Source organism: Enterobacter sp. 01-M-02-SI-ECC, assembly GCF_047530595.1.
Taxonomy (GTDB): Bacteria; Pseudomonadota; Gammaproteobacteria; order Enterobacterales; family Enterobacteriaceae; genus Enterobacter; species Enterobacter cloacae_M.
The window spans coordinates 496,398-520,776 of record NZ_JBLKCZ010000001.1; the positions used below are offsets into that span (position 1 = coordinate 496,398).

Here is a 24,379-nt window from a genome sequence, read left to right on the forward strand (position 1 = left end):
GTGTTGTTTTTTTGACTATACCACCCGTACCGCTTTGTGAGGCAAGCAGAAATTTATGACGAAAGGGAAATTAATGAGAGGGCGGGCGTCATAACGAAAAGCGATGAAGAGATAAATTAAAGGTTCGGCTCTGGTTTACCGTTATAGTCAATATCAGGACACAACAGGAAGACAAGTCGATGAACCGTTATGTGATGACCGCGTTATGTTTGATGTTTACCGCTGGCGCTCAGGCTGACCGCATTCGTCCGGATGTGGAAGTGAATGTGCCGCCGGAAGTGTTTAGCTCCAGCGGCCAGAATCAAACGGTGCAGCCCTGCAATCAGTGCTGTATCTATCAGAATCAGAACTACTCGGAAGGGGCCGTTGTGAAAGCGGACGGCATTCTGCTGCAGTGCCAGCGCGACGAGCGCGCCATCAGCACGAACCCGCTGGTCTGGCGTCGCGTAAAATAATAAACGCTTCCAGCAGCGGAATATCCGCGGGGGCTAAGGGGTAGCCAAACGCCTCTTCCGGCGTACACCACGCCAGCGCGCTGTGGTAGTGCGCCGTGATATCGCCGCGGAAAGCAGGAACGTGCCAGGCATGCAGGTTAATCAACCGCTGGGAGACTTCCCGCTGGTGGCTTGCCACGTATTGTCCCGGCAGGGCGTCAATGCCCAACTCTTCACGCAGCTCGCGGATAAGCGCTTCTGGCTGGGTTTCTCCGGCCTCGACTTTACCGCCTGCAAATTCCCACATTCCCGGCTGGTCGGCGTGGACAGGGCGCTGCGCCAGTAAAATGTTGCCGTCTTTTTCGATGATGGCGGCAACGACATCGAGTGTTTTCAGCATGGTCGTCAATAATTGATAGCGAAAAAAGACATATTATCGTGCCCTTTCTCAGAGTCCAGTAAACAGGAGAATCAGGTGAAAGAGTCCCCCGCCTGGGTTGCCCCCCTCGAATCCCTTCCCGCCAGCCTAAAACCGATAGCCGCCATGCAGAAAAAGCATTTTGGCGCGGAGCTGAATCCCACCCGCTGGTGGGGGCGAATGCCGCGTCTGTTCTGGCTGGTGGCGCTGTTTGTCGGCTTTCTGGAGCGTCGTCGCGCGCGCCTGACGCCCGCGCTGCGTTCGCTACTCATGACGCGGGTATCCCAGCTCTGTCACTGCGCTTTCTGCATTGATGCCAACAGCCTGCGTCTGGCCGAGCGCTGCGGCACGCTGGATAAGGTTCAGGCCGTGAGCGACTGGCAGGATTCCGCCTTGTTCACCGAGCAGGAGCGCGCGGCGCTGGCCTACGCCGAGGCGATGACCGCCACGCCGCCCCGGGCGGATGAGGCAGTGAGAACGGCGCTGAAACGCCACTTCACGGACGATGCCATTACCGAGATGACGGCGCTGATTGCGTTTCAGAATCTCTCCGCCCGTTTTAATGCCGCGCTGGATATTCCGGCGCAGGGGCTGTGCGCCACGTTTAGCGAGACTCCCCATGCTTGACCGTCACCTGCATCCGCGGGTTAAGCCCGCTCTGAATCGTCTGGTTTCCGTGCTGGATAAGCCGGGCATCACGCCCGACGGATTAACCCTGACCGGGTTTGCCATCGGCGTGCTGGCGCTGCCGTTTCTGGCCCTCGGCTGGTATCCGGCTGCGCTGGCTGCCATCGTGCTTAACCGCCTGCTGGATGGTCTGGACGGCGCGCTGGCGCGCAGGAGAGGGCTGACCGATGCGGGGGGATTTCTTGATATCGCGCTCGATTTTCTGTTCTACGCCCTGGTGCCGTTTGGCTTTGCGCTCGCGGCACCCGCTGAGAATGCGCTGGCGGCCGCCTGGCTGCTGTTTGCGTTTATCGGGACCGGCAGCAGCTTTCTGGCGTTTGCGGCGCTGGCGGCGAAGCACGATATCGACAACCCCGGCTATGCGCACAAGTCGTTTTATTACATCGGTGGGTTAACGGAAGGGACGGAGACCATCGCGCTGTTCGTGCTGTGCTGCCTCTTCCCGGCGCACTTTACGCTGTTCGCGTGGGTATTCGGCGCGCTGTGCTGGCTGACCACCACAACTCGCGTCTGGAGCGGCTATGTGACGCTGAAGTCACTCAGCCCTTAGAGAGCGCTCTCTGGCCCGCGCTCTCCGGTGGTGACCGGGTTCTGCGGATGACTGCTCCATTCGTACCAGCCGCCGTCATAGACGGCGACATTCTTCCAGCCCATCGCCCGGGCGTACATAAAGGTTTCTGACGCCCGCCACCCGGTGCCGCAGTAAAACGCGACGTGCAGTTCCGGCAGAATATTCCAGCGCTTCCACTGGGCGGCGATATCGTCCGCGCTGCGCATGGTGCCATCCGGGTTATGGAAATCTTCCATATGGGTCGCGTCGCTGCCCGCATGACCCCAGCGGGCACCGGCAATTTCACCTTTTGGCTTGATGTAGCTGTAGCCGCTGGTTTCGCCGATGAACTCCGGCCAGGAACGAATGCTGACCAGGGAGGCATCCTGACGGTGCAGCATCCCGCGCGCCTGTTCCATATCAACCATCAGCTGCGGCTGGCCGGGGATCGGCGCGCCAAAATCGAGGGCTGGCTTCACTTTCGCGGGCGTGCCGCGTTCAACCGGCAGGCCTGCATCGGACCACGCCTTCCAGCCGCCGTCGAGAATACGCACATCCTTCACGCCTGCATACAGCATGATCTGCGCCACGCGCGCGGCGGCGTAAACGTCACGGCCATACAGAATGACGGTGGTGTCGTGACGGATCCCGTGCTTCGCCAGCATCGCTTTCAGCTTGTCGTCGGAGACTTTATTCCACAGCGGCTCGCTTTCCACCTCGTTGGTGTCGATGTAGCCCGCGCCGGGAATGTGGTTTAGCAGGTAAAACTTCGGTGCGCCCCAGGCGGCTTCAATCACTTTCCAGTCACCCGCCGGCGCGGCGGTCACGGGTTTACCCTGCTGGAGGCGGTGGATCCACTGCGGGTAAACCAGCTGTTCAAAGTGAGGCAGGCGCTGAAGGCGGTCGGGCGTCTTCAGAGCGTCGCTGAGCAGCGAGACGTGGCGGTATCCGGCTTTCTCCAGGCGCGATTTCACCGCCAGGTTATCGTTCTCGTCGCCGTACAGGGCGATGGCCGTCGCGGGCGTAAGCTGATGCTGTTTTGCCCAGCTCGCAATCTGTTCGTCGCTCATTGCACCCAGCCAGACGGCAGCCAGGTTGAGTGCGGCGGGTTCATGCCCGGAGGGGCCGCTGAGGGTCTGCGGCCAGCCGTTATAGAACGCGCTGGGGCGGGTGTCGACAGGCGTGCCGTGCTGTGCCTGAAGCTGGGAGAGCGTCATCGCGTTGGCCAAATCAGCCGCCAGAGAGGAAAAGGATGCGAGGCCGCAGAGCAGGGCCAGCGCGGTCAGTTGAGAAACACGTTTCATCGAATAACCTGACGTCAGTAAAAGAGGGGGGCATTGTCGTCTCTCCCGAAACGGAAAACATTGCGTTAGCACATTATTGCCAGCGAGAAATCTCAATCAGCTCGCCGCCGGGCGGAATATCGTCCTCATCGTGCGTGACCAGCACCACCGGGATATTGCGCGCGCGGACGGCGTCAAAAACCCATGTCCGAAACGTCGTGCGCAGCGTTTTATCGAGGCGGCTGAACGGTTCGTCCAGCAGCAGCGCCTGCGGCTCTGCGAGCAGGGCCCGCAGCAGGCTGACCCGGGCACGCTCCCCGCCGGAGAGGGTGGCCGGATCGCTGGCGTAATGACCGCACAGCCCGGCGGAATCCAGCGCCTGCTCGACCGCTTCCCGACGCGCTCTCCCGACGATCCGCTCAGGCAAGGCCAGCAGCAAATTTTGCCCGACGCTGAACTGTTCAAACAGCAGCGCATCCTGAAAGAGAATGCCCAGCCCGCGGGCTTCAACGGGAAGGCCGTCGCAGCGACGCGCGTCGAGCCACAGTTCGCCCCGCGCCTGGAAATCGTCTGACAGCGCGCCGACCATCCACGCAAAAAGGGTCGATTTGCCGCTGCCGGACGGCCCCATCAGGGTAACGATCTCCCCGCGAGGAACGCAAAAATTGACCTCGCGGAAAAGCGGTTCAATGGTGAGATCTTTAACCTTCAGCATTAACGTAATCCTTGACGGTAGCGGCCCGCGAGCCGGGATAACAGGGCGGCAAGACCGAACACCGTGCCCGTGACCAGCAGTAATCCCAGCGCCCGGTTAGCGAGGGTCGGGATGCTGCCCCCGCTGCTGAGCGCGACGGTTTCGGTGGTCAGCGTGGCGAAGCGCCCCGCGCCAAGCCAGAGCGTCGGCATGTATTGCGCCATGCTGACGGAAAAACCAATAGCAAAGGCCAGCAGAGCCGGGCGCACCAGCAGGGGGCATTTCAGCAGTAAGAATATTTTCGCCCGTCGCCAGCCGAGCGTTCTGGCGGTAAGAATAAGCCTGGGATCGATCCGCCGCCAGGCGGGCTGCAGAACCAGCAGCATCCACGGCAACACCCACAGCAGATGGCTCCAGAGCACGGCGGCATAGCGCCCGTCGAGCCCCAGACGCAATGCAATAAAGTATTGCCCGGTGACGAGCGGCAGCGCCGGCAGGGCGAGCGGTGACCACACCCACGCTGCGCTGCGCTGAGGTCCCCATTCCAGCCAGAGAAAAATGACGATGAGGGCGATCAGGCTCGACAGCAGGCCGAAGGAGAGGCTGGTCCCCACGGAACCCACGTCGCCCCCTTGCGCCAGCATCAGCAGTACCGCAGCGCACAGGATGCCGCACGCGGGCAGTAACCCGCTGAATGCCCGCTCAGGCAGGGTGCGCTGAGACCTTCGGCGCGTCCCCGCGAGGTCCGGAATTGTGCGACGCCATACCCTCCAGAGGCCGTATCCGAGGGCGGCAAGCGCGGCCAGCAGCATAAGAAGAAACAGGCACAGCAGCATTCCTTTTGCCTGCTGCTGCGCGTCGCCCTGGCTTAGCCACTGCCAGGCCAGCACGGCCAGGGTGGGCGGGTTGCCGGGCCCGAGAACGATCGCCACGTCCACGACCGAGAGCGACCATGCCAGCACCGCCAGCATCACCGCGCCGAGGACAGGCGCGATCGCCGGGAGGATCAGCCAGCTGAGCGTCTGATAACGCCCGTAGCCAAAGGTCTGCAGGACGATCTTCTGCTGCGCGAGCCGTTGTTCCGGCAGTACGGCGTAAATGGCCCACAGCACGAACGCGCTCTCTTTGACCGCGAGCGTCAGGCCCAGCCCGACGCCGTAGCGGTCAAACGGAGCCGTACAGACGGTACAGAGCTGATAAAACAGACCGCCCTCGGCAAACAGCAGTAACGCGCTGGTGGCGAACGCCACATGGGGGATCGCCAGCAGCCAGGGCAGCCGGGTCGTGAGGCGCCGCCAGCGTTGACCTGGCCACAAAAGGCAGACGAAGAAAAGGGCAATCAGCAACGCCCCCAGCGTGGCGATGAGCGTTGAGACCAGCGTGGCGACGGTCGCCTGCGGCAGCTGCGGATCGTTCAGCAGCCGCTGCCAGTTTGTCGCAGAAAGCGCCGGTGCGAACAGCATCACGCCGGCGGGCAGGATCGGCAGATAAATCACCGCCATCGCCAGCCAGACAAGCCCGCTCAGCGGGTGCCGTAACGACGCAGCCATTCCTGCTCCAGCGCGTTCACCCAGGCGGACTGCGGCTCTGCAAGCACCTGCGGCAGCCCCTGAGGCGTATGGACCAGCAGCTGTTTCGCTTCCTCTTCGGGCAGCGTTTTCGCATCCAGGACGCTCGGGTCTCCCCAGATGGCCGGGTCGGCCTTGCGGATTTGCGCCTGCGGTGACAGCAGGAAATTAGCGACCACCTTTGCGCCCGCGCTCGCGCCGGCATTGGCCGGGATAGCCACAAAATGGACGTTGCCGAGCATCCCGCTCTGGAAACCAAAGCTGTAGCTGTCGGCGGGCAGTTCGCCGCTCGCCACTTTCTGCTGCGCATGCGCCGGGTTAAAGGTCAGCGACAGGTTCAGACTGCCGCTGGCAAGCAGGGCATCCATTCGGGCTGGCGAGGGAGGGAAATCTTTTCCTTCGCGCCACAGCAGCGGGTGCAGCTTATCGAGGTAAGCCCAGAGCGGCGCCGTAACCTCAGCAAACGTTGCATCGGGCGCTTTTTGTAAAGCCTCAGGGCGATCGGTGAGCGTCAGCAGCAGCTGCTCAAGAAATGCCGTGCCGGTAAAATCGGGTGGGCGGGGATAGCTGATATTACCCGGGTGCTGCTGCGCGTAGGCCTGCAGCGCCTGCGGATCCACCTGCGGCGTCGGCATGCTGGCTTTGCGGGCGATAAAGGTTAGCTGCGCGCCGCCCCACGGGGATTCCGCCCCGTCGGTTGGAATCGCAAAATCTTCCATGACGGGTTTACGGGTATCGACATAGCGCCAGTTTGGCAACGTCTGCGCCCATCCGGTTTGCAGCAGGTTCGCCTCTTTTAACGTGCGGAAGTTTTCGCCGTTGACCCACAGCAGGTCAACCGAGCCGTTGGCCTTACGCCCCGCGGCGGCTTCCGTCTGGATCCGTTTTACCGCATCGGCGGCGTCCGCCAGCGGGACAATTTTTAGGGTAATGGCGTAGTGCGTTTGCATCTCACCGCTGACCCACTCAAGGTAGCGGTTGACCGCCGGATCGCCGCCCCAGGCGTTAAACCAGACGGTCTGGCCTTTGGCCTGCTGTTGGATAGCGTGCCAGCTATCGCCGGCACAGAGGGGGGCTGCCAGCAGCAGACCGGTCAGGAACGCGCAAAAACGCACACGGCGCATAATGCCTCACTTTTTAACAGACGGGAGATAACGGGAAAACAGCCGGCGTGTCGCCAGCGGCAATAACCCCAGTAGTGTAAAGGCGATTAGCATGCCCGGCGACAAAATATCGCGCAGCGACGCCACTTTCCCCAGCTCGCGTCCGGCGTTCAGAAAGACCACCGTCGCGGGCAGCATGGCGACCTGGCTGACCCACCAGTAGCGATATACGCCAATGCGGGTCAGCCCCATCAGCAAATTCACCAGGAAAAACGGGAACAGCGGCATCAGGCGCAGGGCAAAAAGATAGCCCGCGCCGTCATGCGCCATACCGGCGTTCACCGTTTTCATCTGCTGAGCAAACCGCCGCTGGACCCATTCGCGCAGCAGATAACGGCTGGCGAGCATCGCAAGCGTCGCCCCGAGCGTGGAGGCAAACGAGACCAGAAGGGTGCCTTCCCACAGGGGAAATAACGCTCCGCCCAGCAGGGTGAGGATAGCCGCACCGGGGATCGACAGGGCGGAGACCGCCACGTAGAGGGCAAAAAAGATCAGCGCGCTTCGCAGCGGCGCGTGGTCAACATGGGAGATGAGTGCCTGCTGGTGGGTTTTAATCCCGTCCAGGGAGAGTGTGCCTGGGGGAAGTATGACAAACGTCAGAATAAATGCGCCCAGAAGGGCGCACAGGAAAGCGAGTTTTCGAATGTTCACGCGTCATTACAGCTTGAATTTAGCCCACACCGGCGCGTGGTCAGACGGTTTTTCCATGCTGCGGATCTCGTAGTCGATCCCGGTTTCGATGCAGCGCTCTGCCAGCGGCGAACTGGCGAGCAGCAGGTCGATACGCAGGCCGCGGTTGTCGTCAAAGCCTTTTGAGCGGTAGTCAAACCACGAGAAGCGATCCTGCGTGTCCGGGTTGGCGGTACGGAAGGTATCCACCAGCCCCCAGTCCAGCAGGCGCTGCATCCACTCGCGCTCTTCCGGCAGGAAGGAGCATTTGCCGGTACGCAGCCAGCGTTTGCGGCTGTCTTCACCGATGCCAATATCCAGATCGGTCGGGCTGATATTCACATCACCCATGATCAGCACCGGATTGTCTTTGTTCAGTTCGGTGGTCAGATAGTCCTGCAGATCCTGATAAAACTTGGCTTTAGCCGGGAATTTGGTCGGATGGTCGCGGCTCTCGCCCTGGGGAAAGTAACCATTAATCACGGTGATGTTCCCCAGCGGGGAAGGCAGTTCCGCCATGATGATGCGGCGCTGTGCTTCTTCGTCATCGCCGGGAAACCCGCGGCGGACTGAAACTGGCGTCTCTTTGGTCAACAGCGCAACGCCGTAATGGCCTTTCTGCCCATGATAGAAGACGTTGTAGCCGAGCTTAGCCACCTCTTCGAGGGGGAACATGTCGTCGTGAACCTTGGTCTCCTGCAGGCCGATCACATCTGGCTGATGTTGTTCAACGATAGCTTCAAGCTGATGAGGGCGGGCGCGCAGGCCGTTGATATTAAAAGAGACAAATTTCATAGTCGCTGCCAGTGCAAGGTGAATAGTGCATGGATGGTAGCAGAATTTGCGTCAACTGTTACCGGGTTCGGCCAATAACTGCGACAGATAATGCCGGTGGTGCAATATTTGCACCATTCTGACGCGCATCGCCCTCAAACAGGGCGTAAATGACCGATAAATTTCGCGAGCGATCACAATTCCAGAATTATATTTGGCCTGTGCATACTCTTTCTGATTTTCATGCGGCAAAGTGCCGCTTGTCGTAAAAATATTCACTTTTTATGCACTAAAAGTGAATAACTCCATATTGTAACTTATTGATATTCTGTTACCTCAACCCGTTTATGCAATTTTATCGCTGGCTGGCACGAAGGCTGCAATCTACATTCACAGTGCAAACACTCAATTATTTAACATTCAAATAACTTTTTATTTACCGGATGAGGTCGCTATGTCTCTGTCAATTACGCGTGAAAATTTCGATGAATGGATGATGCCGGTTTACGCTCCGGCGGCTTTTATTCCGGTTCGTGGGGAAGGCTCGCGCCTGTGGGATCAGCAGGGTAAAGAGTATATCGACTTTGCAGGTGGGATTGCGGTCAACGCGCTGGGGCATGCGCACCCTGCGCTGCGTCAGGCGCTGAATGACCAGGCGGCGAAGTTCTGGCATACCGGCAACGGCTTTACCAACGAGCCCGCGCTGCGCCTGGCCAAAAAACTGATCGACGCGACGTTTGCCGAAAAGGTCTTTTTCTGTAACTCGGGGGCGGAAGCCAACGAAGCGGCGCTGAAGCTGGCGCGCAAATATGCGCACGATAAATTTGGTACCCACAAGAGCGGCATCGTGGCGTTTAAAAACGCCTTCCACGGGCGCACGCTCTTTACCGTCAGCGCGGGCGGCCAGCCTTCCTACTCGCAGGATTTTGCCCCGCTGCCGCCGGATATTCGCCACGGTATCTATAACGATCTGCAGTCCGCCAGCGAGCTGATTAACGACACCACCTGCGCGGTGATCGTCGAGCCGATGCAGGGCGAGGGCGGCGTGCTTCCGGCGCAAAAAGCCTTCCTGCAGGGGCTGCGCGAGCTGTGCGATCGCCACAACGCGGTCCTGATTTTCGACGAAGTCCAGACCGGCGTGGGCCGCACCGGCGAGCTGTATGCCTATATGCACTACGGCGTGACGCCGGACGTGCTTTCGACCGCCAAAGCGCTCGGCGGCGGCTTCCCGATTGGCGCGACGCTGACCACCGATAAATTCGCCAGCGTGATGACCGTGGGCACCCATGGCACCACCTACGGCGGCAACCCGCTGGCCACCGCCGTTGCCGGGCAGGTTCTCGACATCATTAACACGCCTGAGGTGCTGAAAGGCGTTAAGCAGCGTCACGACTGGTTTGTCGAGCGCCTGAATGCCATCAACGGCAAAACGGGGCTGTTTAAAGAAATTCGCGGCCTGGGGCTGTTAATCGGCTGCGAGCTCACCGCTGAGTTTGCCGGTAAAGCTAAACTTATTTCACAGGAAGCGGCAAAAGTGGGCGTGATGGTGCTGATTGCCGGTGCCAACGTGGTGCGTTTTGCGCCCGCGCTGATCGTCAGCGAGGAAGAGGTGCAAACCGGTCTGGACCGTTTTGCGCTGGCGTGTGAAAAAGTGAAATCCGGGGTGTCATCATGATGGTCATCCGTCCCGTTGAGCGCGGCGATCTCGCCGGGCTCATTCAGCTTGCCGGTAAGACGGGAGGCGGGCTGACCTCGCTTCCTGCCGATGAAAAAACGCTGTCGGCGCGCATTGAGCGCGCCCTGCAAACCTGGCAGGGGACGTTGCCAAAAAGCGAACAGGGGTATGTGTTCGTGCTGGAAGACACCGACACGGGGACCGTGGCTGGGATCTGCGCCATTGAAGTGGCCGTCGGGCTTAACGACCCGTGGTACAACTACCGCGTCGGCACCATGGTTCACGCCTCGAAAGAGCTGAACGTTTATAACGCGCTGCCCACGCTGTTTCTCTGCAATGACCACACGGGCGCCAGCGAGCTATGCACGCTGTTCCTCGACCCGGCGTGGCGCAAAGAGGGCAACGGCTATCTGCTCTCCAAATCGCGCTTTATGTTTATGGCCGCCTTCCGCGATCGCTTTAACGAAAAAGTGGTCGCGGAGATGCGCGGCGTGATCGACGACACCGGCTACTCGCCGTTCTGGGAGAGCCTGGGCGAGCGCTTCTTCTCGATGGAGTTCAGCCGGGCGGACTATCTCTGCGGCACCGGCCAGAAAGCCTTTATCGCCGAACTGATGCCGAAGCATCCTATCTATACCCATTTCCTCAGCCCGGAAGCGCAGGCGGTGATTGGCGAAGTCCATCCGCAGACCGCGCCTGCCCGCGCGGTGCTGGAGAAAGAGGGGTTCCGCTACCGGAACTATGTCGACATCTTTGACGGCGGCCCAACGCTTGAGTGCGATATCGACCGCGTGCGCGCGATCCGCAAGAGCCGTCTGGTTGAGGTCTCTGAAGGTCAGCCCGCGCCGGGTGACTGGCCCGCCTGTCTGGTGTCGAATGAAAATTACGCCAACTTCCGCGCCATGCTGGTGCGTACCAACCCGAAATGTGAACGTCTGGTGCTGACGGCTGCAGAACTGGATGCCCTGAAATGTAACGCCGGCGATACGGTTCGCCTGGTGCGTCTCTGCCCTGAGGAGAAAACAGCATGACATTATGGATTAACGGTGACTGGGTCACGGGCGAAGGCGAAGAGCGCGTAAAGACCAATCCGGTTGGAAAAGAGGTGCTCTGGAAGGGGCATGACGCCAGCGCCGCGCAGGTAGAACAAGCCTGCCAGGCCGCGCGCCGCGCCTTTCCGGCGTGGGCAAAACAGCCTTTCGCCGTGCGCCAGGAAATTGTTGAAAAGTTTGCCGGGCTGCTGGAGGCAAACAAGGCCGAACTGACGCGCATCATCGCGTCTGAAACCAGTAAACCTCGCTGGGAAGCGACAACCGAAGTGACGGCGATGATCAACAAAATCGCCATTTCGGTGAAGGCGTACCACACCCGCACCGGCGAACAGCACACCGACATGCCGGATGGCGCGGCCACGCTGCGTCACCGTCCGCACGGCGTGCTGGCAGTGTTTGGCCCGTATAACTTCCCGGGACACCTGCCGAATGGCCATATTGTGCCTGCACTGCTGGCGGGCAATACCGTTATCTTCAAACCGAGCGAGCTCACGCCATTCACCGGCGAGGCGGTGGTCAAACTCTGGGAACAGGCCGGCCTGCCGCCGGGCGTGCTGAACCTGGTTCAGGGCGGGCGGGAAACCGGTCAGGCGCTGAGCGCGCTGAGCGATATCGACGGTCTGCTGTTTACCGGCAGCGCCGGTACGGGCTATCAGCTGCACCGCCAGCTGGCAGGGCAGCCGGAGAAAATCCTGGCGCTGGAGATGGGCGGCAACAACCCGCTGATTGTGGAAGATCCTGATGATATCGACGCTGCGGTGCACCTGACGATTCAGTCTGCCTTTATTACCGCCGGACAGCGCTGTACCTGCTCCCGCCGCCTGCTGGTTAAGCGGGGCGCACAGGGGGATGCCTTCCTGAAGCGTCTGGTTGAAGTGAGCGCGCGTCTGGTGCCTGCCGCGTGGGATGCCGACCCGCAGCCGTTTATCGGCGGGCTGATTTCCGAACAGGCCGCGCTGAACGTGCTTAAGGCCTGGCACGACCACGTCGCGCGCGGCGCGAAAACCCTGCTGGAGCCGAAGCAGGTTCAGCCGGGTAGCTCGCTGCTGACGCCGGGCATTGTAGAGATGAGCGGCGCAAGCAACGTGCCGGATGAAGAGGTCTTTGGCCCGCTGCTGTGCGTCTGGCGTTACGACGATTTCGATGCGGCCATTGCGATGGCGAACAACACCCGCTACGGCCTGTCGAGCGGGCTGATTTCGCCGCATCGGGAGAAGTTTGAACAACTGCTGCTGGAAGCGCGCGCCGGGATTGTGAACTGGAATAAACCGCTTACCGGGGCCGCGAGCACCGCGCCGTTCGGTGGTGTAGGCGCGTCGGGCAACCATCGCGCCAGCGCGTGGTATGCCGCCGATTACTGCGCGTGGCCGATGGCGAGCCTGGAAACCCCGGCGCTGAGGCTGCCGGAGACGCTTAATCCGGGGCTGGATTTTACCGGAGGGGATCGTCATGAAAGCGCGTGAGGTTAACTTTGACGGGCTGGTGGGGCTGACGCACCACTATGCCGGTCTCTCTTTTGGTAATGAAGCCTCGACGAAGCACCGTTTTCAGGTCTCCAACCCGAAGCTGGCGGCGAAGCAGGGGCTGCTGAAGATGAAGGCGCTGGCGGATGCCGGTTTCCCGCAGGCGGTGATCCCGCCGCAGGAACGCCCGAACGTGGCTGTCCTTCGTCAGCTCGGCTTTAGCGGTACCGATGAGCAGGTCGTCGAAAAAGCGGGTACGCAGACGCCGCACCTGCTCTCCGCGGCAAGCTCCGCCTCCTCTATGTGGGTGGCAAACGCCGCGACCGTCGCGCCGTCAGCCGACACGCTGGATGGCAAAGTTCATCTGGCGGTGGCGAACCTGAACAATAAATTCCACCGCGCCACAGAAGCGGAAACCACCGAGCGCGTGCTGCGCGCCATTTTCAACCATGACGCCCATTTTGAGGTGCATCAGGCTCTGCCGCAGGTGGCGATGTTTGGCGACGAAGGCGCGGCCAACCATAACCGCCTGGGAGGCGACTATGGCGACCCGGGCCTGCAGCTGTTTATCTACGGGCGAGAAGAGGGGGGCCACGCCGCGCCAACCCGTTATCCTGCTCGTCAGACGCTGGCGGCCAGCCAGGCGGTTGCTCGCCTGAACCAGGTCAATCCTTCCCAGGTGGTTTTTGCCCAGCAAAACCCGCACGTGATTGACCAGGGCGTGTTCCATAACGACGTGATTGCCGTTTCTAACCGCCAGGTGCTGTTCTGCCACGACCAGGCGTTTGCCCATCAGGAGAAGCTGCTCGCCACGCTGCATGAGCGCGTGCGCGGCTTCACGCCAATCCAGGTGCCAACGGAGGCGGTGAGCGTGCAGGACGCGGTAGAAACCTATCTGTTCAACAGCCAGCTGCTGAGCCGTGACGATGGCAGCATGATGCTGGTCCTGCCGCAGGAATCACGGGATCACAAAGGCGTGTGGCGCTACCTGACGGAGCTGGTGAAGGCCGATAACCCGATTGACGAACTGCGCGTGTTTGACCTGCGCGAAAGCATGGCCAACGGCGGCGGGCCAGCCTGTTTACGTCTGCGCGTGGTCTTGACTCAGGACGAAATGCAGGCGGTGAACCCCGCGGTCATGATGAACGATACGCTCTTTACGCGGCTGAATGACTGGGTCGATCGCTACTATCGCGATCGTCTGACGCAGGCGGATCTGGTTGACCCGCAGCTTCTGCGTGAAGGACGCGAGGCGCTGGACGCGTTATCGACAATCCTGCAGCTGGGATCGGTTTACCCGTTCCAGCGCTAAAGGAGTGGATATGGAAAATTTACTGGCGCTGACCCTGGCCGATGAGACGCCGGAACAGAAAGAGGGGGACGGCCCCTCATTTCGCTGGCGGTGGCTGGGGCGCGGGGTGCTTGAGCTGACGCCGACCGTAAAAAGCGATCTCTCGCTGCTGCTTTCAACGGGTATCCACGGGAATGAAACCGCGCCCGTTGAGATTGTTGATCTGCTGCTGCGTGCGCTGTATCGCAATGAGATCGAACTAAAGTGCCGCGTGCTGGTGGTGCTCGGCAATCCCCCTGCGCTGGCGCAAAACAAACGGTATCTGGTGAGCGACATTAACCGCATGTTCGGCGGCCGCTGGTCGCAGTTTCCGCAGAGCGATGAAACGGCGCGGGCAGAGTGGCTGGAGAACGTCGTGACCGCGTTTTTTGCCGCCGCGGGGCCGGCGCGCTGGCATCTGGATCTGCACACGGCAATCCGCGCGTCTTACCACGTACGCTTCGGCGTTCTGCCGCAGCGCAGTCAGCCGTGGGATGAAGCGTTCCTGAGCTGGCTAGGTGACGCCGGGCTGGAGGCGCTGGTATTTCATCAGTCGCCGGGCGGAACCTTTACCCATTTCACCTGTGAACGTTTCGCTGCGCTGGCCTGCACGCTGGAGCTGGGAAAAGCGCTACCGTTCGGCCAGAACGATCTGACCCGCTTTGCGCCTACGCATCTCGCCCTTCGGGCGCTGCTGGGAGGAACGGCTCCCGAGCACGCGCATGAGCCCGTTGAGCGGTATCGGGTCGTACAGCAGATCACGCGCCGCAGCGATGCTTTCCAGCTCCACATGGCCGCGCACACCCTGAACTTCACCCCGTTCCGCAAAGGGGCGCTGCTGGCAGAGGATGGCGAGGAACGTTACGAGGTGCAGAACACCACCGAGTATGTCTTGTTCCCTAACCCCACCGTCGCGTTTGGCCTGCGGGCCGGGCTGATGCTGGAAAAAATATCCTGAACCTCTCCCCTCTCATCATCCGGGAGGGGGGGTAAAAAACTTTTCTTAACGATTAAAGCGCTTGCGCTTATTTTGCAGAATATTCCTGGTGAATTGCTTTATTATTGATCTGCACTTCGCTATACTTTTGCTAAATCTCTTTAAAATCATCGAATTGAATATTTTTTGTTGCAACTCTCCACGCTTTATCCTTATTTCCTCCACATTTGGCGAAAATTTGTTTTTTACACTTTCATTGTTTTACCGTTGCTCTGACTAATTGACGATAAACCCCGTAAAGTTAATCTCGTCAACACGGCATAGCGCCGAAGAATAACTGAAAGAAAGGAAATAAATTATGCGTAAGTTTACTGCACTGTTTGTTGCTTCTACCCTGGCTCTGGGCGCTACCAGCATGGCGTTCGCCGCAGATACTGCGACCACTACGACTGCCGCGCCTGCTGAAGGCAAAATGATGATGCATCATAAAGGTCCGGGTATGCACAACGAGATGATGATGTTTAAGGATCTCAACCTGACGGATGCGCAGAAGCAGCAGATCCGCGACATCAGAAAAGGTGAACGCGACCAGATGAAACGTCCTCCGCTTGAAGAGCGCCGTGCGATGCATGACATCATCGCCAGCGACAGCTTCGATAAGGCGAAAGCCGAAGCGCAGATCGACAAAATGGCCGAGCAGCACAAAGCCCGCATGCTGGCTCACATGGAAACCCAGAACAAGATCTACAACATTCTGACCCCGGAACAGAAAAAACAATTTAATGCGAATTTTGAGAAGCGTCTGACAGAACGTCCGGCGATGGAAGGTAAAATGCCAGCACCAACCGAATAATCGGTTCACACTCTTAAGACCGCCGGGATCCTGTCCACAAAAGCGCAACCGCTGTGGACAGGACCGGCGGTTTTTCTTTCCTGCCCTCTTGCCTGCCGCCGCCAGCGCGGTATCCTCCTGTAGTCGCTTCAGAGAATGTTTGCAGAGTCATGGCGTTAGAATTTTTATTAACGTTCCGCTAAGGCCTGCCCGCTCTGCTGCCGATACTGTTTCTGTGAATACCCAACGATAACAAACAAGACAGCAACGATAGCGATATCCTTGCCCTGGCACCGGTTGTGCCATTCAGGAGTGGTGATGGAGTTCTTTGATATCCGTAAGATGCCGGTCAGCCTCTGGCGCAATGGTGCTGGCGAAACGCGTGAGATTTGCTGCTTCCCTCCCGCGACGCGCGATTTTCAGTGGCGCGCCAGTATCGCGACGATTGCCAGCAACGGCGAATTCTCCTCGTTTCCCGGTGTTGACCGGGTGATTACCTTGCTGGAAGGGGGAGAGGTGACGCTGGACGCGGGTCAGGCGTTCTCCCATACCCTCAAGCATCATCAGCCCTACAGTTTTGCCGGCGATTTGCCGGTGAAAGCGCTGCTTTCAGATGGGCGGATGGCGATGGACTTTAATATCATGACCCGGCGCGACTGCTGCCGGGCGAAGGTGCGCGTTGCTGACCGAACCTTTACCACCTTTGGCTCACGCGGGGGCGTGGTGTTCGTGCTAAGCGGGGCGTGGCAGCTGGGCGATAAATTGCTGACGGCCGATCAGGGTGCCAGCTGGGAGGAGGGTACCCATACGCTGCGTCTGCTGGAGGCTCAGGGTACCTTATTGTTCAGCGAAATCACGTGGCTGCCGGGTCATTGAGCACAATGATCTCAAACTTTCCTGCCAGGACCGGTTTACAGAGAATTTTGTAGCCATCGTGGTCAAATCCGGCGGGCGTGCGCAGCAGGGTTGCCGCGTCGTTGAGGTCGTCGACAGCGCCCAGCCAGAGCCAGTTATTGACGATGTGATACTGGGTCATGGCCTCGCCCACTTCTTTTAGCGCAACGGCGCTCTCCCAGGGCCAGCAGTTTACGCTGATGGCCGCCAGACCGGTGAGAAGCCGGGCGTGATGCGCCTCAACGCTCTCTTTCCCGCAGCAGGCACCGGCGCAGCGCTTCAGCGCGGATCGAAAACAGGCGCGTCCGCGGGTAGTTGCCTCCAGACCTAAAAGGCTGTAGCAAAGCTGTAAATCGTCCGCCAGCGTCTGCAGCGCCTGGAGCGCGGCGCGTTTATTGGCGAACAGCCCATAGAGATTCGGGGCATGAGAAAAATCGACGTCGCGCGCGTAGACGACCTGCGGCTTGGCATCGTTTATCTGCAGCGAGCAGAGCTGACGGTTGCGGCGCAGGCGCTTATTGAACAGCGGCTGTTGTTCTTTTATCAACCGCGCCTCCAGCAGCAGCGCGCCCATTTCTCCCGCCGTCTGGAACCAGGTAATGCGTCGCGACTGGCGCAGCATGGCGGCCTCGTCCGGCGTACGCAGATGGGATAACACCCGGCTGCGAATGTTAACGCTCTTGCCGATATAGAGCGGCATGGTGTCGCTTTCACCGTGAAAGATGTACACGCCCGGCTGTTTAGGCAGCGCCTCAAGCCAGGGGCGAAGGTGTTCGGGATATTCGTAGATAGCCGCCGCTTCAAATTCAAGACGCGGGGCGGATTGACGCCTGCTCACATACTGCTCCATATACTGTTCAGGTATACAGTGTAGCAGGAGTGTGGTGGTTAAAAAAGAGCCGGGTGGCGGCTACGCCTTACCCGGCCAGGACGTGCGGCCTGATGCCCTCACCCCAACCCTCTCCCACGGGAGAGGGCGCAAACATTAAAAGCGGTAACCTGGTTACCGCTTTGCTTTATTTTTTCCAGAAGTCGTCAAACACCGTAATTGGCGTATGGCGCTTATGCTCGGTTTTCAGATACCAGCCTTCGATGATTTTCGCGGTACCTTCATCCAGCTTTTTGCCTTCCAGATAATCATCAATGTTGTCATAGGTGACGCCAAGGGCCGCTTCATCCGGCAGGGAAGGGCGATCGTCTTCAAGGTCCGCTGTCGGCGCTTTCTTATACAGATGCTCAGGACAGCCCAGCGCGGCCAACAGCTGCTTACCCTGACGCTTGTTAAGACGGAAGATAGGGTTAATGTCGGTGCCGCCGTCGCCGTATTTGGTGAAGAAACCGGTGATCGCTTCTGCCGCGTGGTCGGTGCCGACGACAACGCCTTTGGTCATCCCGGCGATGCTGTACTGCGCTTTCATGCGCTCGCGGGCTTTCTCGTTGCCGCGAACAAAATCGCTCAGCTCAATGCCCGCTTCGCGAAGCGCCTGCTCGCTTGCCAGCACCGAGCCCTTAATATTCACGGTCAGCACGCGGTCAGGCTGAATGAAGGCAATGGCATCCTGGCAATCCTGCTCGTCCGCCTGTACGCCATAAGGAAGACGCACCGCGATAAACTGCAGTTTCTCATCGCCCGTCTCTTCGCGAAGCTCTGAAATCGCCATCTGGCAGAGTTTACCGGTCAGGGTAGAGTCCTGGCCGCCGCTGATGCCCAGCACCATGGATTTCAGGAACGCGTTCTTTTTTAAGTACGATTTTAAAAAATCCACGCTGCGGCGGATCTCTTCATGTGCATCTACCGTAGGCTTCGCGCCCAGTGCCTGAATAATCTCTTGTTGCAGAGCCATCACGCCCTCCATATGCAGTACATAAACAGAATGTGTTAGCTGTTAAAACTAACCCTTTGGGCGAGAAACGACAAGGATCACAGTTTCGAGTGCGCTAATTTGCGCCGATTTAGCAGGTTATCGTTGTTTTATTAGAATTTTCCGAAATTCGTCTGGCGTAATCCACAAAGTTGAACAATAGTACTTTTTATCCCATGCTTAGATAACACGCTGATAAACAAGAGGACGGAATATGAACAAGAACGTAGCAGGAATTCTTAGCGCAGCGGCGGTACTGACTATGCTGGCAGGGTGTACGGCTTACGATCGCACCAAGGATCAGTTTACGCAGCCCGTAGTAAAAGACGTTAAAAAAGGCATGACTCGTTCGCAGGTAGCTGCGATTGCCGGTAAACCTTCTTCTGAAGTGACCATGATTCATGCGAAAGGGACCTGCCAGACCTATATCCTGGGTCAACGTGATGGTAAGGCAGAAACCTACTTCGTCGCCCTGGATGATACCGGTCATGTGATCAACTCCGGCTATCAGACCTGTGCTGAATACGACACCGATCCGCAGGCACCTAAGGCGCAGTAACCCTGCTTGCCTGAGGATGTTAACAAACCGGCCCATGGGCCGGTTTTTTTATGCATCAGAAAATCTTATTTCTTTGCGCGAATTATTTGCCCGAAATGTGAAGGGAGTCAACAAGCCAGGTCAATGAGAGACAATTTGAGTCTATCCAGAATTATCCCCTGTCTGTACCATTGCGTATACTCACTCCAACGATAAACAACAGTACGCAAGCTACCTGTCTGCCGGGACAGCGAGTCGAGTGATAACGCGATGGCAGGTAGTTATATAAGAGGGAAATCACGATGGAAAAGAAACATATCTACCTGTTCTGCTCAGCGGGCATGTCAACGTCGCTTCTGGTGTCAAAGATGCGTGCGCAGGCTGAAAAGTATGAAGTCCCTGTGGTGATTGAAGCGTTTCCAGAGACGCTGGCGGGCGAAAAAGGCCAGACAGCCGATGTTGTTTTACTGGGGCCGCAAATTGCCTATATGTTGCCCGAAATTCAACGACTGTTACCCAATAAACCGGTCGAAGTGATCGATTCGGGGCTTTACGGCAAAATTGATGGTTTAGGTGTTCTTAAAGCTGCTGTGGCAGCCATTAAAAAAGCTGCTAATTAATTTTTATTTTCCCGTCAAAGAGTTATTTCACACACAATACGCCGTAACATGCGTTACGGCATTTAAGGGTATTTTCCTATGAGTAAAGTCATCGCTTCACTTGAAAAGGTACTCCTTCCTTTTGCTGTTAAAATAGGAAAGCAGCCTCACGTTAATGCCATCAAAAACGGCTTTATTAAATTAATGCCGTTAACGCTGGCTGGGGCCATGTTCGTTTTAATTAACAACGTTTTTCTGAGCTTTGGTGAAGGTTCCTTCTTTTATTCATTAGGAATTCGGTTAGACGCATCCACTATTGAAACCCTTAATGGTTTTAAAGCCATTGGCGGCAACGTCTATAACGGTACGTTAGGGATTATGTCGCTGATGGCGCCTTTCTTTATTGGGATGGCACTGGCAGAAGAGCGTAAAGTGGATCCGCTGGCTGCCGGGTTATTATCCGTCGCCGCCTTTATGACCGTAACGCCTTACAGCGTGGGTGAAGCCTACGCCGTTGGCGCCAACTGGCTGGGCGGGGCCAACATCATCTCCGGTATTGTTATCGGCCTGGTGGTGGCAGAAATGTTCACCTTTATTATCCGTCGCAACTGGGTTATCCGCCTGCCGGATAGCGTACCGGCTTCCGTTTCTCGTTCATTTTCCGCGTTGATTCCAGGCTTCATTATTCTCTCCATCATGGGGATTATCGCCTGGGCGCTCTCCCACTGGGGCACTAACTTCCACCAGATCATCATGGACTCTATCTCTACGCCGCTGGCGTCGATGGGTGGCGTGGTCGGTTGGGCGTATGTGATTTTCACTTCTCTGCTGTGGTTCTTTGGCGTGCATGGTTCACTGGCACTGGCCGCGCTGGACAGCGGGATTATGACCCCCTGGGCACTGGAAAACGTTGCGCTTTACCAGCAGTACGGCTCCGTTGACGCGGCGCTGGCAGCGGGTAAAACCTTCCATGTGTGGGCGAAGCCGATGCTTGACTCCTATATCTTCCTGGGCGGTACCGGGGCGACCTTGGGTCTGATCATCGCGGTCTTTATTGTCTCTCGTCGTGCTGACTACCGTCAGGTCGCGAAGCTGGCGCTGCCATCAGGCATTTTCCAGATTAACGAACCGATTCTGTTCGGTCTGCCAATCATCATGAACCCGGTAATGTTCATTCCGTTCATCCTGATTCAGCCGCTGCTGGCCGCGATCACCCTGACGGCGTATTACATGGGCATCATTCCACCGGTCACCAACATTGCACCGTGGACCATGCCGGCGGGTCTGGGCGCCTTCTTCAACACCAACGGCAGCGTCGCAGCCTTCCTGCTGGCGATATTCAACCTCGGGATTGCCACCCTGCTGTACATGCCGTTCGTGGCGATTGCCAACAAAGCCGCCACCATTATTGATGAAGAAGAGAGCGAAGAGGATATTGCCCTCTCACTGAAATTCTAAGATTGACCGGCGCGGGGAAGCCCGCGCCAGCCACAAGGAGCTTAAACATGTTAGATTTGGATAGTATTGTCGCAGACGAAGCCGTCGAGAACGATCTCGAAGAAGTGGTGATGGGGCTTATCATCAACTCCGGACAGGCCCGCAGCCTGGCCTATGCCGCACTGAAGCAGGCCAAGCAGGGAGATTTCGCCGCGGCGAAAACCATGATGGACCAGTCCCGCACGGCGCTGAACGAAGCGCACCTGGTGCAGACAAAGCTGATTGAAGGCGATCAGGGCGAAGGGAAGATGAAGGTCAGCCTGGTGCTGGTCCACGCGCAGGATCACCTGATGACCTCGATGCTGGCGCGTGAGCTGGTGGCGGAGCTCATCGAGCTTCACGAGAAAATGCACTGAGTCGGATTTCGCAGCAGGAGGTCAGCACGATGGAAATTAAAACCGCACTTGAACAGCAGCTGTTTAATGGCAAAAATTTTCACGTGGTTATCTACAACAAGACGGAGAGCGCCAGCGGTCTGCACCAGCATGACTACTACGAGTTCACGATTGTTCTGACCGGCCGCTACTACCAGGAGATCAACGGTAAGCGCGTCCTGCTTGAGCGAGGGGATTTTGTCTTCCTGCCGATGGGGTCTTATCACCAGAGCTTTTACGAATTTGGTGCCACCCGTATTCTGAATGTGGGCGTCAGCAGACGCTTCTTTGAGAAGCACTATCTGCCGCTGGTGCCGTTCTGCTTTGTGGCCTCCCAGGTCTATCGGGTCAAAAACGAGTTTATGACCTGGATTGAAACGGTTATCGCCTCGCTTAACTTCCGCGACAATGAATTTGATGAGTTTATTGAAACGGTGACCTTCTACGTGATGAACCGGCTGCGCCATCATCGTGAAGAGCAGCAGGTGACGGATGATATTCCACAGTGGCTGCGCAGCACCGTTGAGCTGATGCATGATAAAGGCCAGTTCAGCGAAAATGCGCTGGAAAATATGGTGTCACTGTCGGGGAAATCCCAGGAATATCTGACCCGCGCGACGCAGCGCTATTATCGTAAAACACCCGTGCAAATTATTAATGAAATCCGCATTAATTTTGCAAAGAAACAGCTGGAAATTACCAACTACTCTGTCACCGATATTGCTTACGAGTCAGGATACAGTAGTCCAAGCCTGTTTATTAAGACCTTTAAAAAATTGACTTCATTCACACCGAACAGTTACCGGAAGAATTTAACGGTAATTAATTAACTTTCGGCGGATTACCCGCCACAAATATTGCTTTAATGGCTTGCCCAAATAGCGGGAAGAGTACGCTATACCTTGCAGGCGATTAACCTGATACGCTAAGGGAGATATTATGCAGAAGAAATTAAAAGTCGTAACCATTGGTGGCGGCAGCAGCTATACCCCGGAATTACTTGAAGGTTTTCTGAAACGTTATCATGAATTACCGGTCAGCGAATTATGGCTGGTTGACGTTGAGGAAGGTCAGGAAAAGCTGAATATTATTTTCGACCTGTGCCAGCGCATGGTGGAGAAAGCGGGCGTGCCTCTGACCGTGCATAAAACCCTCGATCGCCGTCTGGCGCTGAAAGATGCGGATTTCGTCACCACCCAGCTGCGCGTGGGCCAGCTGAAGGCGCGCGAGCTGGACGAACGTATCCCGCTGAGCCACGGCTATCTCGGGCAGGAGACCAACGGCGCGGGCGGTCTGTTCAAAGGCCTGCGTACCATCCCGGTCATTTTCGACATCGTCAAAGACGTGGAGGAGATCTGCCCGAACGCGTGGGTGATTAACTTCACCAACCCGGCCGGGATGGTGACCGAGGCGGTCTATCGTCATACCGGTTTCAAACGCTTTATCGGCGTCTGTAACATTCCGATCGGCATGAAGATGTTCATCCGCGACGTGCTGGCGCTGACCGACAGCGACGATCTCTCCATCGACCTGTTCGGCCTGAACCACATGGTATTCATTAAAGACGTGATCGTGAACGGTAAATCACGGTTTGCCGAACTGCTCGACGGCGTGGCTTCCGGTCGCCTGACGGCGGCATCGGTGAAAAACATCTTTGACCTGCCGTTCAGCGAAGGGTTGATCCGCTCGCTGAACCTGCTGCCGTGCTCGTACCTGCTTTACTACTTCAAGCAGAAAGAGATGCTGGCCATCGAAATGGGAGAGTACTATAAGGGCGGCGCGCGCGCGCAGATCGTTCAGAAAGTCGAGAAGCAGCTGTTCGATTTGTATAAAGATCCGAACCTGAACGTCAAACCGAAAGAGCTGGAGCAGCGCGGCGGGGCCTACTACTCCGATGCGGCGTGCGAGGTGATTAACGCCATCTACAACGACAAGCAGGCGGAGCACTATGTCAATGTGCCGCACCACGGCCATATCGACAATATCCCGGCGGACTGGGCGGTTGAGATGACCTGCATCCTGGGACGCGATGGCGCTAAACCGCATCCACGCATCACCCACTTCGATGATAAGGTCATGGGCCTGATCCACACCATCAAAGGCTTTGAAGTGGCGGCAAGCAACGCGGCGCTGAGCGGCGAGCTCAATGACGTGCTGCTGGCACTGAACCTCAGCCCGCTGGTACATTCCGACCGCGATGCGGAGCAGCTGGCCGGCGAGATGATCCTGGCGCATGAAAAATGGTTGCCGAACTTTGCCGCCACTATCGAGAAGCTGAAGTTCAAACACCACTGAGAGGACGCACAATGGAAAACCTGCTGATCGTTAATGCTGATGATTTTGGCCTCTCGAAAGGTCAGAACTACGGCATTATTGAAGCCTGTCGCCGGGGTGTTGTGACCTCGACCACGGCACTGGTGAATGGTGAGGCGGTTGAACACGCGGCGCAGCTGAGCCGCGAGGTGCCGGAGCTGGGCGTCGGCATGCATTTTGTGCTGACGCTCGGGATGCCGCTTTCGCCAATGCCGGGCCTGACGCGCGACGGCCAGCTGGGCAAATGGATTTGGGAACAGGCGGAGCAGGGCGCTCTGCCGCTCGAAGAGATTGCCGGCGAGCTGGAGCGTCAGTTCAACCGCTTTATTGACGCGTTTGGTAAGGCGCCGACGCACATCGACAGCCATCACCACGTGCATATGATCCCGGCGATTTTCCCGATTGTCGCGGAGTTTGCGCAGCGTAAAGGCGTGGCGATGCGCGTGGACAGGGAGGCGCACGGCGTGCCCGACTGCGCCGTGACCACCACTGAGGGGTTCAGCAGCGCATTTTACGGCGACGAGATCGGCGAAGCGCTGTTCCTGAAGGTGCTGGATGATTCCGCCGCGCGGGGGGAGCGATCGCTGGAGGTCATGGCGCATCCTGCTTTTGTCGATAACACCGTACGTAAGAGCGCCTACTGCTGGCCGCGCCTGGCGGAGCTGGACGTGCTGACGTCGGCGTCGCTGAAGTATGCTATTGCCGAGCGTGGGTATCGGTTGGGGACGTTCGGGGATCTTTAAGACAAAGCCCGGTGGCGAGGTAAAAGCAAA

General features: G+C 58.0%; 26 protein-coding genes. 17 read left to right on the forward strand and 9 right to left on the reverse strand.

Annotated features, from left to right (window positions below):
- Positions 1 to 179 precede the first annotated feature (179 nt).
- Positions 180 to 455 (forward strand): DUF1496 domain-containing protein, encoded by a 276-nt coding sequence (locus ACMWLG_RS02440; RefSeq protein ID WP_023311264.1) that lies wholly within the window; start codon positions 180 to 182, stop codon positions 453 to 455.
- Here the strand turns inward: ACMWLG_RS02440 and ACMWLG_RS02445 are convergent.
- A complete protein-coding gene (locus ACMWLG_RS02445) occupies positions 418 to 834 on the reverse strand; it encodes a pyrimidine (deoxy)nucleoside triphosphate diphosphatase (protein ID WP_045353667.1) in 417 nt (138 codons plus the stop codon). The two genes, ACMWLG_RS02440 and ACMWLG_RS02445, sit on opposite strands and share 38 nt — an antisense overlap.
- A gap of 75 nt (positions 835 to 909) precedes the next feature.
- On the opposite strand from ACMWLG_RS02445, the gene ACMWLG_RS02450 reads away from it, so the two are divergent.
- Positions 910 to 1,479, forward strand: coding sequence for a carboxymuconolactone decarboxylase family protein (locus ACMWLG_RS02450; protein WP_045401534.1), 570 nt, complete (start codon positions 910 to 912; stop codon positions 1,477 to 1,479).
- Positions 1,472 to 2,089, forward strand: a complete 618-nt coding sequence (locus ACMWLG_RS02455) for a CDP-alcohol phosphatidyltransferase family protein (RefSeq protein ID WP_045353669.1) — start codon at positions 1,472 to 1,474, stop codon at positions 2,087 to 2,089. The genes ACMWLG_RS02450 and ACMWLG_RS02455 overlap by 8 nt, the downstream gene beginning before the upstream one ends.
- On the opposite strand, the gene ACMWLG_RS02460 is transcribed toward ACMWLG_RS02455, so the two are convergent.
- From ACMWLG_RS02460 to xthA, 6 genes are all read right to left on the reverse strand, one after another.
- The gene (locus tag ACMWLG_RS02460; RefSeq protein WP_045401531.1) at positions 2,086 to 3,393 is read right to left on the reverse strand and encodes a sulfurtransferase; all 1,308 of its coding nucleotides are present in this window, start codon (positions 3,391 to 3,393) and stop codon (positions 2,086 to 2,088) included. The two genes, ACMWLG_RS02455 and ACMWLG_RS02460, sit on opposite strands and share 4 nt — an antisense overlap.
- A gap of 73 nt (positions 3,394 to 3,466) precedes the next feature.
- On the reverse strand, positions 3,467 to 4,087 hold the full coding sequence (locus ACMWLG_RS02465) for an ATP-binding cassette domain-containing protein (RefSeq protein ID WP_045401528.1): 621 nt from the start codon (positions 4,085 to 4,087) through the stop codon (positions 3,467 to 3,469).
- On the reverse strand, positions 4,087 to 5,616 hold the full coding sequence (locus ACMWLG_RS02470) for a thiamine ABC transporter permease (RefSeq protein ID WP_045401526.1): 1,530 nt from the start codon (positions 5,614 to 5,616) through the stop codon (positions 4,087 to 4,089). Before ACMWLG_RS02470 ends, ACMWLG_RS02465 begins: the two co-directional genes overlap by 1 nt.
- The gene (locus tag ACMWLG_RS02475) at positions 5,589 to 6,749 is read right to left on the reverse strand and encodes an ABC transporter substrate-binding protein (protein ID WP_414762951.1); all 1,161 of its coding nucleotides are present in this window, start codon (positions 6,747 to 6,749) and stop codon (positions 5,589 to 5,591) included. Before ACMWLG_RS02475 ends, ACMWLG_RS02470 begins: the two co-directional genes overlap by 28 nt.
- A 15-nt stretch (positions 6,750 to 6,764) precedes the next feature.
- Positions 6,765 to 7,448 (reverse strand): TVP38/TMEM64 family protein, encoded by a 684-nt coding sequence (locus tag ACMWLG_RS02480; RefSeq protein WP_045401523.1) that lies wholly within the window; start codon positions 7,446 to 7,448, stop codon positions 6,765 to 6,767.
- 6 nt (positions 7,449 to 7,454) lie between these two features.
- Positions 7,455 to 8,261 carry an exodeoxyribonuclease III gene (xthA, locus tag ACMWLG_RS02485; protein WP_045401521.1) on the reverse strand — a complete coding sequence of 269 codons (807 nt, stop codon included), beginning with the start codon at positions 8,259 to 8,261 and terminating at the stop codon, positions 7,455 to 7,457.
- A gap of 433 nt (positions 8,262 to 8,694) precedes the next feature.
- On the opposite strand from xthA, the gene ACMWLG_RS02490 reads away from it, so the two are divergent.
- From ACMWLG_RS02490 to ves, 7 genes are all read left to right on the forward strand, one after another.
- Positions 8,695 to 9,915: an aspartate aminotransferase family protein gene (locus tag ACMWLG_RS02490; protein ID WP_029742016.1), complete on the forward strand. Its 1,221-nt coding sequence runs from the start codon at positions 8,695 to 8,697 to the stop codon at positions 9,913 to 9,915.
- Entirely contained in the window at positions 9,912 to 10,946 is a 1,035-nt protein-coding gene (gene astA, locus ACMWLG_RS02495) for an arginine N-succinyltransferase (protein WP_045401518.1), read from the forward strand. Before ACMWLG_RS02490 ends, astA begins: the two co-directional genes overlap by 4 nt.
- On the forward strand, positions 10,943 to 12,430 hold the full coding sequence (gene astD, locus ACMWLG_RS02500; protein ID WP_045401515.1) for a succinylglutamate-semialdehyde dehydrogenase: 1,488 nt from the start codon (positions 10,943 to 10,945) through the stop codon (positions 12,428 to 12,430). The genes astA and astD overlap by 4 nt, the downstream gene beginning before the upstream one ends.
- The gene (gene astB, locus ACMWLG_RS02505) at positions 12,417 to 13,742 is read left to right on the forward strand and encodes an N-succinylarginine dihydrolase (protein ID WP_045401512.1); all 1,326 of its coding nucleotides are present in this window, start codon (positions 12,417 to 12,419) and stop codon (positions 13,740 to 13,742) included. Before astD ends, astB begins: the two co-directional genes overlap by 14 nt.
- 10 nt (positions 13,743 to 13,752) lie before the next feature.
- Entirely contained in the window at positions 13,753 to 14,718 is a 966-nt protein-coding gene (astE, locus tag ACMWLG_RS02510; RefSeq protein ID WP_045401509.1) for a succinylglutamate desuccinylase, read from the forward strand.
- A gap of 337 nt (positions 14,719 to 15,055) precedes the next feature.
- Positions 15,056 to 15,550, forward strand: coding sequence for an ATP-independent periplasmic protein-refolding chaperone Spy (gene spy, locus ACMWLG_RS02515; protein ID WP_023311279.1), 495 nt, complete (start codon positions 15,056 to 15,058; stop codon positions 15,548 to 15,550).
- A 297-nt stretch (positions 15,551 to 15,847) separates the two neighbouring features.
- A complete protein-coding gene (ves, locus tag ACMWLG_RS02520; protein WP_045401506.1) occupies positions 15,848 to 16,405 on the forward strand; it encodes an environmental stress-induced protein Ves in 558 nt (185 codons plus the stop codon).
- Here ves and cho read toward each other — a convergent pair.
- Entirely contained in the window at positions 16,383 to 17,261 is an 879-nt protein-coding gene (gene cho, locus ACMWLG_RS02525) for an excinuclease Cho (protein WP_045401611.1), read from the reverse strand. The two genes, ves and cho, sit on opposite strands and share 23 nt — an antisense overlap.
- Positions 17,262 to 17,439: 178 nt before the next feature.
- Positions 17,440 to 18,267, reverse strand: a complete 828-nt coding sequence (nadE, locus tag ACMWLG_RS02530) for an ammonia-dependent NAD(+) synthetase (RefSeq protein WP_414762945.1) — start codon at positions 18,265 to 18,267, stop codon at positions 17,440 to 17,442.
- 232 nt (positions 18,268 to 18,499) lie between these two features.
- Between nadE and osmE the strand changes: the two genes are divergently transcribed.
- From osmE to chbG, 7 genes are all read left to right on the forward strand, one after another.
- A complete protein-coding gene (gene osmE / locus ACMWLG_RS02535; RefSeq protein ID WP_010430142.1) occupies positions 18,500 to 18,844 on the forward strand; it encodes an osmotically-inducible lipoprotein OsmE in 345 nt (114 codons plus the stop codon).
- A 281-nt stretch (positions 18,845 to 19,125) separates the two neighbouring features.
- Positions 19,126 to 19,443, forward strand: a complete 318-nt coding sequence (chbB, locus tag ACMWLG_RS02540) for a PTS N,N'-diacetylchitobiose transporter subunit IIB (RefSeq protein ID WP_008500676.1) — start codon at positions 19,126 to 19,128, stop codon at positions 19,441 to 19,443.
- 78 nt (positions 19,444 to 19,521) lie between these two features.
- Positions 19,522 to 20,880 carry a PTS N,N'-diacetylchitobiose transporter subunit IIC gene (gene chbC / locus ACMWLG_RS02545; RefSeq protein WP_023311283.1) on the forward strand — a complete coding sequence of 453 codons (1,359 nt, stop codon included), beginning with the start codon at positions 19,522 to 19,524 and terminating at the stop codon, positions 20,878 to 20,880.
- A 47-nt stretch (positions 20,881 to 20,927) separates the two neighbouring features.
- Positions 20,928 to 21,275 carry a PTS N,N'-diacetylchitobiose transporter subunit IIA gene (chbA, locus tag ACMWLG_RS02550; protein WP_023311284.1) on the forward strand — a complete coding sequence of 116 codons (348 nt, stop codon included), beginning with the start codon at positions 20,928 to 20,930 and terminating at the stop codon, positions 21,273 to 21,275.
- Positions 21,276 to 21,280: 5 nt separating this feature from the next.
- A complete protein-coding gene (gene chbR / locus ACMWLG_RS02555) occupies positions 21,281 to 22,123 on the forward strand; it encodes a transcriptional regulator ChbR (RefSeq protein WP_071789366.1) in 843 nt (280 codons plus the stop codon).
- Between the two features lie 109 nt (positions 22,124 to 22,232).
- A complete protein-coding gene (locus ACMWLG_RS02560) occupies positions 22,233 to 23,588 on the forward strand; it encodes a 6-phospho-beta-glucosidase (RefSeq protein WP_045401502.1) in 1,356 nt (451 codons plus the stop codon).
- 11 nt (positions 23,589 to 23,599) lie between these two features.
- Entirely contained in the window at positions 23,600 to 24,349 is a 750-nt protein-coding gene (chbG, locus tag ACMWLG_RS02565) for a chitin disaccharide deacetylase (RefSeq protein WP_045401499.1), read from the forward strand.
- Positions 24,350 to 24,379 lie beyond the last annotated feature (30 nt).